The sequence below is a fragment of the Variovorax sp. RO1 genome (assembly GCF_002849325.1).
GTDB lineage: Bacteria > Pseudomonadota > Gammaproteobacteria > Burkholderiales > Burkholderiaceae_C > Variovorax.
This window is the reverse complement of record NZ_PKMT01000006.1, coordinates 313,699-329,628: the sequence shown is the minus strand read 5'-3', so window position 1 is coordinate 329,628 and position 15,930 is coordinate 313,699. Positions and strand designations below refer to the sequence as shown.

The window sequence follows — 15,930 nt, the reverse complement described above, 5'->3', positions numbered from 1 at the left end:
GAGGGTGCGCATGGGGCGCGACACAAAATCTAAGAACCTTCCGAGGACACCATGAGACTTATTTTGCTGGGCGCGCCCGGAGCAGGTAAAGGCACGCAAGCGACCTTCATCTGCCAGAAATACGGCATTCCCCAAATCTCGACCGGCGACATGTTGCGCGCCGCCGTCAAGGCCGGCACCCCCCTCGGGCTGCAGGCCAAGACGATCATGGACTCGGGCGCGCTGGTCAGCGACGACCTGATCATCAACCTCGTGAAGGAACGCATCGCGCAGCCCGACTGCAACGACGGCTTCCTGTTCGACGGCTTCCCGCGCACCATTCCGCAGGCCGACGCCATGAAGGCGGCCGGCGTGAAGCTCGACTACGTGCTCGAGATCGATGTGCCCTTCGGCGACATCATCGAACGCATGAGCGGTCGCCGCTCACACCCGGCATCGGGCCGCACCTACCACGTCAAGTTCAATCCGCCGAAGGTGGAAGGCAAGGACGACGTGACTGGTGAAGAGCTGATCCAGCGCGAAGACGACAAGGAAGAGACCGTGCGCAAGCGGCTCGACGTCTACAGCCAGCAGACCCGTCCGCTGGTCGACTACTACTCGGCCTGGGCCAAGGCCGATCCGTCCGCCGCACCGAAGTACCGCGCCATCCAGGGTGTGGGCACGGTCGACGAGATCACGCAGCGCGCGCTCGCCGCACTGAACAGCTGATTCAGAGGCTGACGACCCCGTCAGCCTCTCTCCTAACCGCCCTCCGACTCCGGCAGGGCGGCCACTCCCAAGAGTTCCAGCACCAGCGCAACCCGCGCCTTCACCGGCGTGAGTGCGCCCGCATCCCGCAGCCCGTCACCGGGCTTCGGGAGGATGCGTCCGTTCGTGCAGCGCGTGGCGCGCAGCACCGCCACGCCAGCGTCCTGCGCCTTCAGTGCCGCGGCTTCCAGTGCGTGGTGCACGGTGCCGTTGCCGGTCGCGGCCACGACCAGCCCGCGCAAGGGTTCGGCAGACGGAAGCAGCAACGCCTCGACGATCGCACCGCTCGCGCCCGCGTGGCTCATGACGATCTCGACACGAGGCCACGGCTTCGACACCGCATCCAACCGTGCAGCATCGGCCGACGTCCCCTGCGGCCACGCGCGAACACGCCGCACCCCGCCCTCTTCGACATAGCCCACCGGACCCGCATCGCCCGACGCGAACGCATCGAGGCGGTAGGTGTGCACCTTCTGCACGTCTAGGCCGCCGTGGATCGTGCCCGCGCACACCACTGTCACGCCCTGCGCGCCCGGCGTCGAAGCCACCACGAGCGCGTCGCGCACGTTCTGCGGACCATCGGGCGACAAGGCCGTCGCCGGACGCATCGCGCACGTCAGCACCACCGGCTTGGCCGGCGCCAGCACGGCGTGCAGGAAGAAAGCGGTTTCCTCCAGCGTGTCGGTGCCGTGCGTGACGACGATGCCGGCCACATCGGGCTGCGCCAGCCAGTGCGCGCAGCGCGCGGCCAGCTGGCGCCAGGTGTCGGCGTCCATGTCCTTGCTGTCGAGCTGCGCGACCTGCTCCGCCACTAGCGTCACGCCGGTCGGTGCCTCGATGCCGCCCAGCAGGTCGGTCACCCCCACCTGCCCCGCCGTGTAGCCGATGTTGTCGCCGCTGCTGGCGGCCTTGCCGGCAATGGTGCCGCCGGTGCCCAACACCACCACGCGGCGCGTCTCGGACGAAGAGGAATGAGTCATGGCTTGTCAACTTTTGAAAACTGGTTAAAAATACAGGTACTGGATATCTAGCCAGTGCCGCAAGGAAACCACTATGCAGTTCGCAGTGAAGCTTACCGCCCGCCAGCAGCAGATCCTGGACCTGATCCAGGCCGCCATCGCACGCACCGGTGCGCCGCCCACGCGCGCCGAAATCGCCAACGAGCTGGGCTTCAAGTCGGCCAACGCCGCCGAAGAGCACCTGCAGGCCCTGGCCCGCAAGGGCGTCATCGAACTCGTCAGCGGCACCTCGCGCGGCATCCGCCTCAAGGGCGATGCGCTGCGCTCGCTCCACGAAACGCGCCACCGCGAAGGCAACCAGTTCTCGCTCTCGCTGCCCGGCATGGCCCAGCTCGCGCTGCCGCTCATCGGCCGCGTCGCGGCCGGTTCGCCCATCCTCGCGCAAGAGCACGTCGATCAGACCTACTACGTCGAGAACACGCTGTTCCAGCGCCAGCCCGACTACCTGCTCAAGGTGCGCGGCATGTCGATGCGCGACGCCGGCATCATGGACGGCGACCTGCTCGCCGTGCAGGCCACCAAGGAAGCGCGCAACGGCCAGATCGTGGTGGCCCGCCTGGGCGAAGAAGTCACCGTGAAGCGCCTGAAGCGCAACAAGCAGGTGATCGAGCTGCACGCCGAGAACCCCGACTACCCGACCATCATCGTCCAGCCCGGCGAGCCCTTCGAAATCGAAGGCCTCGCGGTCGGCCTCATCCGCAACACGATGCTGATGTAGGCCCCGGGCTTGCTGCCCACTGGCAGCAGCACCTCATCCGGCCGCGACAGGTGGCGGGCGTATGGCGCGAAGTCGCCATCACCCTGTTGCGGCCGACTCAAGAAATCCTGCCTGTGTTCAACCTCATACTTTTTTGGAGTTCACATGGGAATCGCCCTCCTCGCTATCGCCGACTTCTGGTCGCCCCTGCAATCGCTGGCCACCCGCTGGATGCCCGCCCGCCGCCCGTCACGCGGTGACAGCAGCGACGCTGCCGCTGGTTTGCGCTACGTGGCCATTCGCCCGGCCTGCACGGCGCGCACCGCCGGCAGCCCGACGCCGGCCACGTCGCCATCCGCTGCTGCCACGCCCGCCCGCCCGCTGCGCGTGGTCCGCGTGGTCGACCGGCAAGGCTCGCAGCGCGGCTGCGCCAACCGGGTCGTGATTTCCGGCCGCATGGCCGACGTGTGCGCCGAACTCGAACGACTCGCCGCACTGGAAGCTGCAGAAACCGGCAGCGGCACGCACCGCCCCAGCCATCTGCACTGAGAAAGTGCGAACGAAGCCGCCGTGCCTGCGCGACCTGCGCACTCCCCATGAGCACGGCGGATTCACCCCCAACGGCCTGAAACAGGCCTCCCGGGCGCCATCGGGCACCGGGTATCCAAACGTTCACACGTGCGACCTGCCAATGCTGCGAGGCACAATGGCATGCCATGAACATTGTGATCCTCGACGACTACCAGGACGCCGTGCGCAAGCTGCAGTGCGCTGCCAAGCTGGACGCGTACGCCGCCAAGGTCTACACCAACACGGTCAAGGGCATCGGCCAACTGTCGGTTCGCCTCAAGGATGCGGACGTCATCGTGCTCATCCGCGAGCGCAGCCAGATATCCCGCCAACTGATCGAGAAGCTGCCCAAGCTCAAGCTGATTTCCCAGACCGGTCGCGTCGGCGGCCACATCGACGTCACGGCCTGCACCGAACGCGGTGTGGCGGTGGCCGAAGGCTCGGGCTCGCCGCAGGCACCTGCCGAGCTCACCTGGGCACTGATCATGGCGGCCATGCGCCGCCTGCCGCAGTACATCAGCAACCTCAAGCACGGGGCCTGGCAGCAGTCGGGCCTCAAGTCGGCGTCGATGCCGCCGAACTTCGGCATGGGCTCGGTGCTCAAGGGCAAGACGCTGTGCATCTGGGGCTACGGTCGCATCGGCCAGCTGGTGGCGCGCTACGGGCAGGCCTTCGGCATGCAGGTCGTGATCTGGGGCCGCGAGGCCAGCTGCGCCAAGGCGCGCTCCGACGGCTTCCAGGTGGCACAGAACCGCCACGAATTCTTTGCCGCGGCCGACGTGCTGTCGGTGCATCTGCGGCTCAACGAGGACACCCAGGGCCTCATCAAGCTCGAAGACCTCTCCCGCATGAAGCCGACGGCGCTGTTCGTCAACACGTCGCGCGCCGAGCTGGTGGAGGCCGATGCCCTGCTGGCCGCACTCAACCGTGGACGCCCCGGGCTGGCGGCTATCGACGTGTTCGAGAGCGAACCGCCGCTGCAGGGCCACGCGCTGCTGCGCCTCGAGAACTGCATCTGCACGCCGCACATCGGCTACGTCGAGCAGGAAAGCTACGAAAGCTACTTCGGCCAGGCGTTCGACAACGTCGTGAGCTTCATCAAGGGCAACCCCACGAACATCGTGAACCCCGGCGCGCTGCAGGTCCGGCGGTGAACGCATGAGCCGGCCCGCGCCGCAGCGAGGCGCGCTCTGGGCACTGCTGGCCGGCAATTTCGTGATCGGCACGGGCGTGATGGTCGTGCCCGGCACCCTCAATGAAATCAGCGTCTCGCTGGCGATCAAGGTCGCCACCGCAGGCCAGCTGATCACCGCAGCCGCCTTCGTGATGTGCCTGGGCGCCCCGCTGCTGGCCGCCGCGGTCGCGGGCTGGGACCGCCGCAAGCTGCTCGCCCTCACCCTGCTCTGGTACGCCGCGTGGCACGTGGTTGCAGCGCTCATGCCGAGCTTCGGCGCGCTGCTGCCGGTGCGCATGCTCACGGTGATCGCGCCCGCCATCTTCACGCCCCAGGCCGCGGCCTGCGCCGGCATGCTGGTGCCGCCTGAGCAGCGCGGGCGCGCCGTGACCTTCGTCTTTCTCGGCTGGTCGGTGGCCTCGGTGCTGGGCCTGCCGATCGGCGCGCTGATCGGCGGCCACCTGGGCTGGCGCATGGCCTTCATGGCCATCGCGGCGCTCAGCGTCGTGAGCGCCGCCTCGGTCTGGCTCACATTGCCCAACGGCATCCGGCCCGCCGCGCTCACGGCCGCCGCCTGGTCGCGCGTGCTGCGCAGCCCGGTGCTGATGGGCATCGTGTCGGTCACGGCGCTGCAGGGCATCGGCCAGTTCGTGCTGTTCAGCTATTTCGGCCCGCTGCTCAAGCAGGGCTTCGGCGCCGACGCCAACACGCTGAGCCTGATGTGGGCGCTGTTCGGCGCCTTCGGCCTGCTGGGCAACATGGTCGTGAGCCGCTACATCGACCGCGTCGGCGCCGGGCGCATGGTGCTGCTGACGACCGGGCTGATCGCGCTGAGCCTGCTGCTGTGGCCGCTGGCCAGCACACTGGCATGGCTCGCCGTGGTGCTCGTGCCCTGGGGCCTGGGCTGCTTTGCCACCAACTCCTCGCAGCAGGCGCGGCTGGTGGGGCTGGCGCCCGCCCTGGCGCCGGGCTCGGTGGCGCTCAACAGCTCGGGCATCTACATCGGCCAGGCCCTGGGCGCGGCGCTCGGCGGCTGGCTGCTGGCGAACGACGCCACCGAGTGGATGAGCCGGGTCGGCTTCACGCTGATGCTGCTGGCCATGGGCCTGAGCATCGCCATCGACCGCAGCCGCCGTCCGGCCTGATTCCGATGCCCCGCGTAACACCCGGGGCGCGGGCCTCCCGCGAGATTGCAAAATCGGAGCTTCCGTCCGCGTCGCGCACCCGCGCCGGCGCGGCCGTCCCGAACACCCACCAACCCATGAGAACCTTGATCCCATGACAGTGAACTACCCCCGAATCGGCGTGATCGGCGCCGGCGCCATGGGGCGCGGCATCGCGCAGATCGCCGCCCAGGCCGGCAGCGAAGTGCTGCTGCTCGACAGCTTCGCAGGCGCCGCCGAGCGCGGCCGCGAAGCCCTCGCCGCCCAATGGAACAAGCTGCACGAGAAGGGCAAGATCGACGCCCCCATGCGCGATGCCTACGTGGCCCGCGTGAAGTCGGTCGACGGCATGCAGGCGCTTGCCGGCTGCGACCTCGTGGTCGAGGCCGTGGTCGAGAACCTCGAGGTCAAGCGCACGCTGTTCCGCGAGCTTGAAGACGTGGTCGCGCCCACCGCGACGCTGGTCACCAACACCTCGTCGCTGTCGGTCACGGCCATCGCGGCGGGCCTGCAGCATCCCGCGCGCTTTGCGGGCTTTCACTTCTTCAACCCCGTGCCGCTGATGAAGGTGGTCGAGGTGGTGGCGGGCTTCAAGACCTCGCCCGAGGTCTGCCAGCAGCTGGCCGGCTATGCCGCGCAGATGGGCCACAGCGCCGTGCAGGCGCAAGACACGCCCGGCTTCATCGTCAACCATGCGGGCCGCGGCTACGGCACCGAGGCGCTGCGCATCGTGGGCGAAGGCGTGACCGACTTCGCCACCATCGACCGCATCCTGAAGGACCAGGCGAGCTTTCGCCTTGGCCCGTTCGAGCTGCTCGACCTGACGGCGCTCGACGTGTCGCACCCGGTGATGGAGTCGATCTACCACCAGTACTTCGAAGAGCCGCGCTTCCGCCCGAGCGTGATCACCGCGCAACGCCTGGCCGCCGGCGCGCTGGGCCGCAAGACCGGCGAAGGCTTCTACCGCTACGACAACGGCGTGATGCAGCAGACGCCCGAGGCACCGGCGCCCGTGGTCGAGGGCACGCCCGCCGTCTGGGTGTCGCCGCGCGCTGCGCGCCGCGCCGAACTGCTGCGTCTGGTGAACACGTTGGGTGCGCAGATCGACACCGGCAGCGCCCCTGCACCACAGTCGATCATCCTGGTTGCGCCGCTGGGCTTCGACGTGACGACGGTCGCGGCCGTCGAACGGCTGGACGCCACGCGCACCGTCGGCATCGACATGCTGATCGACGACGCCGCCACCAAGCGCCGCGTGCTCGCCACCAACCCGGCCACCCGCCGCGACGTGCGTGACGCCGCGCACGCCCTCTTCGCGCGCGACGGCAAGGCCGTGAGCGTGATCCGCGACAGCGGCGGCTTCGTCACGCAGCGCGTGGTCGGCGCCATCGTCAACATCGCCGCCGACATGTGCCAGCAGCGCGTGTGCACGCCGGCCGACCTCGAGACCGCCGTGCAGCTGGGCCTGGGCTATCCGCGCGGCCCGCTCGCCATGGGCAACCTCTACGGGCCGACCAACATGCTCGAGGTGCTGTTCAACCTGCAGACCGTGTACGGCGATCCGCGCTATCGCCCGAGCCCGTGGCTGCGCCGCCGCGGCGCGCTGGGCCTGAGCCTGCTGCACGAAGAAGAATAAACAGACAGACAAAAACGAACAGGCACACACGCCATGACCGCCGAACTCAAGAGCACCAGCGAAGGCAGCACCATGGTGCTGACCATCGTCAACCCGACCCAGCGCAATGCACTGGGCCCCGAGATCTATGCCGCCGGCATCGAGGCGCTGAACGGCGCCGAGAGCAGCGACGAGATCCGCAGCGTCGTCATCGTGGGCGAAGGCGCCTGGTTCTGCGCCGGCGGCTCGCTGCAGCGGCTGCTGGCCAACCGCCAGCTCGACCGCTCGGTACAGGCCGAGAGCATCGAGGGCCTGCACAACTGGATCGATTCGATCCGCACCTTCCCCAAGCCGGTCATCGCGGCCGTCGAGGGCGCGGCGGCCGGCGCCGGCTTCTCGCTCGCGCTGGCCTGCGACTTCGTCGTGGCCGCGCGCGACGCCGTGTTCGCGGCCTCGTACAGCAACGTGGCGCTTTCGCCCGACGGCGGCCTCAGCTGGCACCTCGGGCAGGCGCTGCCGCGCCAGTTGGCGAGCGAATGGCTGATGAACGGCGAGCGCATCGAGGCCGCGCGCCTGCATGCCTTCGGCCTCGTCAACGAACTCACCGACAGCGGGCAGGCGCTGGCCGGCGCGATGGCCCTGGCCACCCGCCTGAACGCACGCGCGCCCAATTCGCTGGCCAGCATCAAGGAGCTGCTGAGCGAAGCGCGCGGCACCACGCTGGCCTCGCAGCTTTCGCAGGAGCGCGATCATTTCGTGCGCAACCTGCACCACACGAACGCGGGCATCGGCATTGCCGCGTTCCTCGACAAGACACCGCCACGCTACGAGTAACGCCTGACGGCGTCGCTCCCGTGACACCCCCCAGCTTTTCAGTCGCCGAGAGGACAGACCATGGACGACCCCATTCTTACCATCGAAGAACGTGAAGCGATCAACAGTGGTCGCTGGTTTTCTTCCCTATCTCCATCACTACGGCACGACATCCTCCGATGCGCCTTTGTCAAACGCTACAAGGACGGCGACCTGCTCGCCGCGCGCGGCGACCCGCCCGAGCACTGGATCGCCTGTGCCAAGGGGGCGTTGCGCGTGAGCTCGACCGCGGTGTCGGGCAAGCAGGTGACGCTGACCTACGTCGAGCCGGGCATCTGGTTCGGCGACGTGGCGATGTTCGACGGGGAACGCCGCACGCACGACACGTACTCGCACGGCGACACCACCGTGCTGTGCGTGGCGCGGGCCGACTTCCAGAAAATTCTGGCCACGCACGTCGAGCTGTACGAAGCGCTGATGCGGCTGCAGGCACGCCGCATCCGCACATTGTTCGGGCTGGTGGAAGACCTCAACACCCTGCCCTTGCGCGCACGCCTGGCCAAGCAGCTCATTCACCTGGTGCGCAGCTACGGCGTGCCCAGCCTGGACGACGGCAGCCAGACGCGCATCGGCCTGCAACTGGCGCAGGAAGAGCTCGCGCAGCTGCTCGGCGCCTCGCGCCAGCGGGTCAACCAGGAACTCAAGACGATGGAGCGCGAGGGCACCATCCGGATCGAGCCGGCCGGACTGGTCGTGCTGGACCGCTCGGCGCTGATGCAAATCTCCGTAGCAGACAACTAAAAGAATCGACATGAGCCAGGACTTCTCCAGTTTCATCGGCACCCGTGCGGTGTCCCAACAGCACACCTTCGACGTGGACGCGCTCGCGGCCTGGCTCGAAAAGAACCTCGAGGGCTTCCAGGGTCCGTTGACGGTCGAGATGTTCAAGGGCGGACAGTCCAACCCGACCTACAAGCTCGTCACGCCCACGCAGAGCTACGTGATGCGCGCCAAGCCCGGCCCGGTCGCCAAGCTGCTGCCCTCGGCCCATGCGGTCGAGCGCGAATACAAGGTGATGAGCGGCCTGCAGGGCACCGACGTGCCCGTGCCACGCATGTACTGCCTGTGCGAAGACGAAGCCATCATCGGCCGTGCCTTCTACATCATGGAGTTCATGCAGGGCCGCGTGCTGTGGGACCAGTCGCTGCCCGGCTTCAGCAACGCCGAACGCGCGGCCCACTACGACGAGATGAACCGCGTGATTGCGGCGCTGCACACGGTCGACTTCGCCGCGCGCGGCCTGGGCGACTACGGCAAGCCCGGCAACTACTTCGACCGCCAGATCGGCCGCTGGAGCAAGCAGTACAAGGCCTCGGCCGATGGCGCCGGCGAACTGTCGCAGCCCATCGAGGCCATGGAGCGCCTGATCGACTGGCTCCCCGTCCACATGCCGGCAAGCGCACGCGACGAGACCAAGGTCTCGATCGTGCATGGCGACTACCGCCTGGACAACGTGATGTTCCACGCCACCGAGCCGCGGATCATCGCGGTGCTCGACTGGGAACTCTCCACGCTGGGCCACCCCCTGGCCGACTTCAGCTACCACTGCATGTCGTGGCACATGCCCCCCACCACCGGCCGCGGCATCGGCGGCGTGGACGTGGCGGCGCTGGGCATTCCCACCGAGAGCGAATACATCCGTCGCTACTGCGAGCGCACGCGCATCAGCACGCCCGAGGCGCTGGCACCCGACTGGAACTTCTACCAGGCCTACAACCTGTTCCGCATGGCTGCCATCCTGCAGGGCATTGCGAAACGGGTCGAAGCCGGTACCGCATCGAGCGAGCAAGCCGTGGCGTCCGCCCGTGGCGCACGGCCGATGGCCGAGATGGCCTGGCAATTTGCCCAAAAGGCATAGCCAGCCCTCCCCCTTAACCCCACCAGGAGACAGCATGGATTTCGAATATTCGGCCAAAACCAAGGAGCTTCAGAAGCGCGTTCTCGCCTTCATGGAAGACCACATCTACCCGGCCGAAGCCGAGTACAGCGCCGAACTGGCCGCCAACACGGTCGCCGGCAAGCGCTGGACCGCCCTGCAGACCGTCGAGAAGCTCAAGGCCAAGGCCAAGGCCCAGGGCCTGTGGAACCTGTTCCTGCCGGTCGACAGCGCCTCGGCCTCGGGCTATGAGGGTGCGGGCCTGACCAACCAGGAATACGCCCCGCTGGCCGAGATCATGGGCCGGGTGCCATGGGCATCGGAAGCCTTCAACTGCTCCGCGCCGGACACCGGCAACATGGAAACCATCGCCCGCTATGGCTCCGAAGAGATCAAGGCGCGCTGGCTCAAGCCGCTGCTCGAAGGCCAGATCCGCTCGGCCTTCGCCATGACCGAACCCGACGTCGCCTCCAGCGATGCCACCAACATCGCCACCCGCATCGAGCGCCAGGGCGACGAGTACGTCATCAACGGCCACAAGTGGTGGATCTCCGGTGCCGCCGACCCGCGCTGCGCCGTGTTCGTCACCATGGGCAAGACCGATCCCGAAGCGCCCAAGCACTCGCAGCAGAGCATGGTCATCGTGCCGGCCGACACCAAGGGCATCCGCATCGTGCGCCCGCTGAACGTGATGGGCTACGACGACGCACCGCACGGCCACGTCGAGATGCACTTCGAGAACGTGCGCGTGCCCGTCGGCAACATCCTGCTGGGCGAAGGCCGCGGCTTCGAGATCGCCCAGGGTCGCCTTGGCCCCGGACGCATCCACCACTGCATGCGCCTGATCGGCCTGGCCGAGCGCGCGCTCGAGCTGATGTGCAAGCGCGCCTCGTCGCGCGTGGCCTTCGGCAAGACCGTCGCCTCGCAGACCGTCACGCAGGAACGCATCGCCGAAGCACGCTGCAAGATCGACATGGCCCGCCTGCTCACGCTGAAGGCCGCCTGGCTGATGGACGTGGCCGGCAACAAGGTCGCACGCACCGAGATCGCCATGATCAAGGTGGTGGCGCCCACCATGGCCTGCCAGGTCATCGACTGGGCCATGCAGGTCCACGGCGGCGGCGGCATGTGCGACGACTTCCCGCTGGCCTCGGCCTACGCGCAGGCGCGCACGCTGCGCTTTGCCGACGGTCCGGACGAAGTGCACCGCAACGCGATCGCCAAGTGGGAGCTGGGCAAGTACGCCGCCGACAAGTCGGGCGCCACCGCCGACGCGCCTGTCACGCGCTTCTGATCCGGAAAAAAGAAAGGGCGCGATCGCCGCGCCCTTCTCTTTCTGCTTCGGTCATGCCGCCCACGCCTTGCGCGTCGGCGGCATTTTCTTTGGCGTCAGAGCTTCTTCTGCAGGAAGACGGCGTGGCCGAATTCCGGATCGAGCTGGTAGCTGACGAAGCCCTCGCGCTCGTAGCTGCGCAGCGCAGGCGCATTGCCCGACAGCACCTCGAGCGTGAGCTTGCAGGCGCCGCGCCGACGGGCTTCCTGCTCGACCTGCGCGAACATCTGCTGCGCCACACGCTGGCCGCGGTGGCTGGCGCGCACGACCACGTCGTGCACATTCACCAGCGGCTGGCAGGCGAAGGTCGAAAAACCTTCGATGCAGTTGATCAGACCCACGGGCGTGTCGCCGTCGAAGGCCAGCACGCTGAACGCCTGCGGACGCGCTGCCGGCGCGGCAGGCAGGCCTTCGCGCACCGACGCCGGCAACGGCGTGCCACCGCCGGCAGGATCGCGTGCGTAGCTGTCGAGCAGCTCGACCACGGCCGCCGCTTCCAGCGGATCGCGGTAGTCGGCCAGGCGAGTTTCGATGCGACCCGTCGTCGTCATGCGGCGGGCTTGAGCGTGGCCGCAAGGCGCTCGGCGCACGACTGTGACTGCTTGGCGTCGCGCGCCTCCACCATCACGCGCACCAGCGGCTCGGTGCCGCTCGCACGGATGAGCACGCGGCCTGCGTCGCCCAGTTCGGCTTCGATGCGCTTGGTTTCGCTGGCGAGCGCTGCGTTGCTCTTCCAGTCCTGATCGGGCGCGAGGCGCACGTTGATGAGCGTCTGCGGGAACAGCGTGACGCCTTCGAGCAGCTGCGCGACCGTCTTGCCGCTGCGCACGCAGGCCTGCAGCACCTGCAATGCGCTCACGATGCCGTCGCCCGTGGTGTGGCGGTCGAGTGCCAGCAGGTGGCCGGAGCCTTCGCCGCCGAGCAGCCAGCCGCGCTTGTCGAGCTCTTCGAGCACGTAGCGGTCGCCGACCTTGGCGCGCACGAACTCGATGTCCTGTGCGCGCAGGGCCATCTCGACGGCCTTGTTGGTCATCAGCGTGCCGACCACGCCCGCCGGCTTCTCGCCGCGCGCGATGCGCTCGGCCACCATCAGGTACAGCAGCTCGTCGCCATTGAACAGGCGGCCGCTGGCATCGACCAGCTGCAGCCGATCGGCGTCGCCGTCCAGGGCGATGCCGTAGTCGGCCTTCTGCGCCGTCACGGTGGCGACCAGTGCCTCGGGATGCGTGGCACCGAAGCCCTTGTTGATGTTGAGCCCGTCGGGTGCACAGCCGATGCTGGTGACGTCCGCGCCCAGTTCGTGGAACACGTTCGGCGCCACCTGGTAGGCCGCACCGTGGGCCGCATCGACCACCAGCTTCATGCCGCGCAGCGACAGGTCGTTGGCGAAGGTGCTCTTGCAGAACTCGATGTAGCGGCCGTCCGCGTCGTTCAGGCGGCGTGCCTTGCCGAGGTCGGCGGAAGCAGCCCACACCGGCGCCTCTTCGAGTGCGGCCTCGACGGCCAGCTCCCAGGCGTCGTCGAGCTTGGTGCCCTGCGCGCTGAAGAACTTGATGCCGTTGTCGGGAAAGGCGTTGTGGCTGGCGCTGATCACCACGCCCAGGCTGGCGCGCTGGGCACGCGTGAGGTACGCCACGCCCGGCGTGGGTAGCGGGCCGAGCAGCACCACGTCGACACCGGCGGAGTTGAAGCCCGACTCGAGCGCCGACTCGAGCATGTAGCCCGAGATGCGGGTGTCCTTGCCGATCAGCACCGTGGGACGGGCCTGGGTTTTCTTGAGCACGCGGCCGACGGCGTGTGCGAGGCGCAGCACGAAGTCGGGAGTGATGGGCGATTGGCCGACCGTGCCGCGGATGCCGTCGGTGCCGAAATATTTACGGGTCATTTGCTGTTATTGCTCTTGTGAAGTTCGTTGCTGCTGCGGTGCTTCTGCGCGCATGGCACGCCATACGGCGAGGGCGGCGACGGTGTCGCGCACGTCGTGCACCCGCACGACGGCTGCGCCCCGGTCCACGGCCAGCACGGCGGCTGCCACGCTGGGCACGGTACGCCCGGACGCATTGTCGATGCCCGTAACCGCCCCGATGGAGGACTTGCGGGACCAACCTAGCAACAAGGGGTAACCGGCCGCCAACAATTCCTGCTGGCGCCCGAGGAGCGCGAAGTTCTGCGCGACGCTCTTGCCGAAACCGACGCCCGGATCGAGCGTGATGCGCGCGGGGTCGATGCCCAGCCCCTTCAACGCTGCGAGTTGTTCGCGCCAGAAAGCCAGCACCTCGGGAATGACGTCGCCCTGCATCGGCAGCGCCTGCATGGTCTGCGGGTCACGGTGCATGTGCATGAGGCAGATGCCGCAGCTCGGGTGCGCCGCCACGGCCTCGCGCGCGCCCGGCTGGCGCAGCGCCCAGATGTCGTTGACGATATCCGCGCCCAGGTCGAGCACCGCGCGCATCACCTCGGGCTTGTAGGTGTCGATGGACAGCGGCACGTTCAGCTTCACCGCCTCGCGCACCACGGGCAGTACGCGCGCCAGTTCGGCGTCGAGCGGCACGGCGGGGCTGCCGGGGCGGGTTGATTCGCCGCCGATGTCGAGAATGTCGGCGCCCTCCTTCAGCAGCTGCTCGCAGTGCCGGAGCGCGGTTTCGGTGGACGCGTGCGCGCCGCCGTCGGAAAAGGAATCGGGCGTGACGTTGACGATGCCCATCACGTGCGGCTGCGCGAGGTCGATGCGAAAACGCGAGGTCTGCCAGACCGAGGTTGCCGTCTTGTTCATGCGGCGCTCCCATGGAAAACGGGGCCAGAGGCCCCGTTGTTGCTTGCTATCAAGCCCACCTCAAGCGGCGGTCGGCGCCGGGTCGGTATTGACGGCCGGCGTGCCACCACTGCCACCACTGCCCGAAGGCGGGATGCGCGGCGTCCAGTCCTTGGGCGGACGCGGCGCACGGCCGGCCATGATGTCGTCGAGCTGTTCGCTGTCGATGGTTTCCCACTCGAGCAGCGCCTTCGCCATCGCGTGCATCTTGTCGCTGTTCGCTTCGATGAGGCCGCGCGCCAGGGCGTACTGCTCGTCGATGATGCGGCGCACTTCGCCGTCGACCTTTTCCATGGTCTGTTCACTCATGTTCGTGGTCTTGGTGACCGAACGACCCAGGAACACTTCGCCTTCGTTCTCGGCGTAGACCATCGGGCCCAGCGCGTCGGTCATGCCGTAGCGCGTGACCATGTCGCGGGCGATGGAAGTCGCACGCTCGAAGTCGTTGCTGGCGCCGGTGGTCATCTGGTGCATGAACACTTCTTCAGCGATACGGCCACCGAACAGCATGCTGATCTGGTTCAGCATGTACTCGCGGTCGTAGCTGTAGCGGTCTTGCGCTGGCAGGCTCATGGTCACGCCCAGGGCGCGGCCACGCGGAATGATCGTGACCTTGTGGACCGGGTCGCACTTGGGCAGCAGCTTGCCGATGAGGGCGTGGCCGGACTCGTGGTAGGCCGTGTTGCGGCGCTCTTCCTCGGGCATGACCATGCTCTTGCGCTCGGGGCCCATGAAGATCTTGTCCTTGGCCTTCTCGAAGTCCTGCATTTCGACGACGCGCGCATTGCGGCGGGCGGCCATCAGGGCGGCTTCGTTGCACAGGTTGGCCAGGTCGGCGCCGGACATGCCGGGCGTGCCGCGGGCGATGACGCTCGGGTTCACGTCCTGGCCCAGCGGGACCTTGCGCATGTGCACGCCGAGGATCTGTTCGCGGCCGCGGATGTCGGGCAGCGTGACGTACACCTGACGGTCGAAACGGCCCGGGCGCAGCAGTGCGGCGTCAAGGATGTCGGGACGGTTCGTGGCAGCCACGACGATCACGCCGAGGTTGGTTTCGAAGCCGTCCATCTCGACCAGCATCTGGTTGAGGGTTTGCTCGCGCTCGTCGTTGCCGCCACCGAGGCCGGCGCCGCGCTGACGACCCACCGCATCGATTTCGTCGATGAAGATGATGCAGGGCGCGTTCTTCTTGGCGTTCTCGAACATGTCGCGCACGCGGGCCGCACCCACGCCGACGAACATTTCAACGAAGTCGGAACCCGAGATCGAGAAGAACGGCACCTTGGCCTCGCCGGCGATCGACTTGGCGAGCAGCGTCTTGCCGGTACCCGGAGGGCCGACCAGCAGCAGGCCGCGCGGAATGCGACCGCCGAGTTTCTGGAAGCGTTGCGGGTCTTTGAGGAAGTCGACGACTTCACGGACTTCTTCCTTGGCCTCGTCGCAGCCTGCGACGTCGGCGAAAGTGACCGTGTTGTTGTTCTCGTCCATCATGCGGGCCTTGCTCTTGCCGAAGCTGAACGCCCCGCCCTTGCCGCCGCCCTGCATCTGGCGCATGAAGTAGATCCAGACGCCGATCAGCAGCAGCATCGGGCCCCAGCTGACCAGCAGGGTCATGAGGAGCGAGCCTTCTTCGCGCGGCTTGACGTCGAACTTGACGTTGTGGTCGATCAGGTCGCCCACGAGGCCGCGGTCGAGCACCGTGGCGGTCGTGCGGATCTTGCGATCGTCGTTGGTGACAGCGACGATCTCGCCGCCGCCGGCGCCTTCAGGAATGATGGCGGTCTTGATCTGGTTGTTGCGGACCTGGTCCAAAAACTCGGAATAGCTCACCGTTCCCGAGCCGACGCCACTGCGGGTGTCGAACTGCTTGAACACAGTGAACAACACCATGGCAATGACGAGCCATACGGCAACTTTGGAAAACCACTGATTGTTCAAACGAAGCTCCAGTCGAAAGCGCGTGACGGGAATATGAAATACGCGCTGAGGGTACGCAATTGCGCCCCATTTTAGGCTTTTCAAGCTGCGAAAAGCGGACATTTCCCTATAGC

The 15,930-nt window shown here is 67.5% G+C and carries 15 protein-coding genes; 10 read left to right on the top strand and 5 right to left on the bottom strand.

What is annotated here, in order from left to right; translation table 11 throughout:
- The first annotated feature begins 51 nt into the window (after nt 1-51).
- Nucleotides 52-708, top strand: coding sequence for an adenylate kinase (gene adk, locus CY658_RS26640; protein ID WP_101493044.1), 657 nt, complete (start codon nt 52-54; stop codon nt 706-708).
- Nucleotides 709-740: 32 nt separating this feature from the next.
- Here the strand turns inward: adk and CY658_RS26635 are convergent, their stop codons facing one another.
- On the bottom strand, nt 741-1,727 hold the full coding sequence (locus tag CY658_RS26635) for an asparaginase (RefSeq protein ID WP_101493043.1): 987 nt from the start codon (nt 1,725-1,727) through the stop codon (nt 741-743).
- A 73-nt stretch (nt 1,728-1,800) separates the two neighbouring features.
- Between CY658_RS26635 and lexA the strand changes: the two genes are divergently transcribed.
- The 9 genes from lexA (at nt 1,801) to CY658_RS26590 (ending at nt 11,028) form a co-directional block, all read left to right on the top strand.
- A complete protein-coding gene (gene lexA / locus CY658_RS26630; RefSeq protein ID WP_056581233.1) occupies nt 1,801-2,484 on the top strand; it encodes a transcriptional repressor LexA in 684 nt (227 codons plus the stop codon).
- A gap of 144 nt (nt 2,485-2,628) precedes the next feature.
- On the top strand, nt 2,629-3,012 hold the full coding sequence (locus tag CY658_RS26625) for a hypothetical protein (protein WP_101493042.1): 384 nt from the start codon (nt 2,629-2,631) through the stop codon (nt 3,010-3,012).
- 167 nt (nt 3,013-3,179) lie between these two features.
- Nucleotides 3,180-4,187, top strand: a complete 1,008-nt coding sequence (locus CY658_RS26620) for a D-2-hydroxyacid dehydrogenase family protein (protein WP_101493041.1) — start codon at nt 3,180-3,182, stop codon at nt 4,185-4,187.
- A gap of 4 nt (nt 4,188-4,191) precedes the next feature.
- On the top strand, nt 4,192-5,352 hold the full coding sequence (locus CY658_RS26615; protein WP_101493040.1) for an MFS transporter: 1,161 nt from the start codon (nt 4,192-4,194) through the stop codon (nt 5,350-5,352).
- Nucleotides 5,353-5,485: 133 nt separating this feature from the next.
- Nucleotides 5,486-7,006: a 3-hydroxyacyl-CoA dehydrogenase gene (locus tag CY658_RS26610; RefSeq protein WP_101493039.1), complete on the top strand. Its 1,521-nt coding sequence runs from the start codon at nt 5,486-5,488 to the stop codon at nt 7,004-7,006.
- Nucleotides 7,007-7,039: 33 nt separating this feature from the next.
- Nucleotides 7,040-7,819, top strand: a complete 780-nt coding sequence (locus tag CY658_RS26605) for an oxepin-CoA hydrolase, alternative type (RefSeq protein WP_101493038.1) — start codon at nt 7,040-7,042, stop codon at nt 7,817-7,819.
- A 60-nt stretch (nt 7,820-7,879) separates the two neighbouring features.
- On the top strand, nt 7,880-8,599 hold the full coding sequence (locus CY658_RS26600) for a Crp/Fnr family transcriptional regulator (protein ID WP_056581250.1): 720 nt from the start codon (nt 7,880-7,882) through the stop codon (nt 8,597-8,599).
- A 10-nt stretch (nt 8,600-8,609) separates the two neighbouring features.
- Nucleotides 8,610-9,716: a phosphotransferase gene (locus CY658_RS26595; RefSeq protein WP_101493037.1), complete on the top strand. Its 1,107-nt coding sequence runs from the start codon at nt 8,610-8,612 to the stop codon at nt 9,714-9,716.
- Between the two features lie 34 nt (nt 9,717-9,750).
- On the top strand, nt 9,751-11,028 hold the full coding sequence (locus CY658_RS26590) for an acyl-CoA dehydrogenase family protein (protein ID WP_101493036.1): 1,278 nt from the start codon (nt 9,751-9,753) through the stop codon (nt 11,026-11,028).
- 95 nt (nt 11,029-11,123) lie between these two features.
- On the opposite strand, the gene CY658_RS26585 is transcribed toward CY658_RS26590, so the two are convergent.
- The 4 genes from CY658_RS26585 to ftsH are packed head-to-tail and all read right to left on the bottom strand — an operon-like array spanning nt 11,124 to nt 15,817.
- Nucleotides 11,124-11,618: a GNAT family N-acetyltransferase gene (locus CY658_RS26585; RefSeq protein WP_101493035.1), complete on the bottom strand. Its 495-nt coding sequence runs from the start codon at nt 11,616-11,618 to the stop codon at nt 11,124-11,126.
- Nucleotides 11,615-12,952 carry a phosphoglucosamine mutase gene (gene glmM, locus CY658_RS26580; RefSeq protein WP_101493034.1) on the bottom strand — a complete coding sequence of 446 codons (1,338 nt, stop codon included), beginning with the start codon at nt 12,950-12,952 and terminating at the stop codon, nt 11,615-11,617. Before glmM ends, CY658_RS26585 begins: the two co-directional genes overlap by 4 nt.
- A 6-nt stretch (nt 12,953-12,958) precedes the next feature.
- Entirely contained in the window at nt 12,959-13,840 is an 882-nt protein-coding gene (gene folP, locus CY658_RS26575; RefSeq protein ID WP_101493033.1) for a dihydropteroate synthase, read from the bottom strand.
- 60 nt (nt 13,841-13,900) lie between these two features.
- A complete protein-coding gene (gene ftsH, locus CY658_RS26570) occupies nt 13,901-15,817 on the bottom strand; it encodes an ATP-dependent zinc metalloprotease FtsH (protein ID WP_101493032.1) in 1,917 nt (638 codons plus the stop codon).
- Nucleotides 15,818-15,930: the final 113 nt, after the last annotated feature.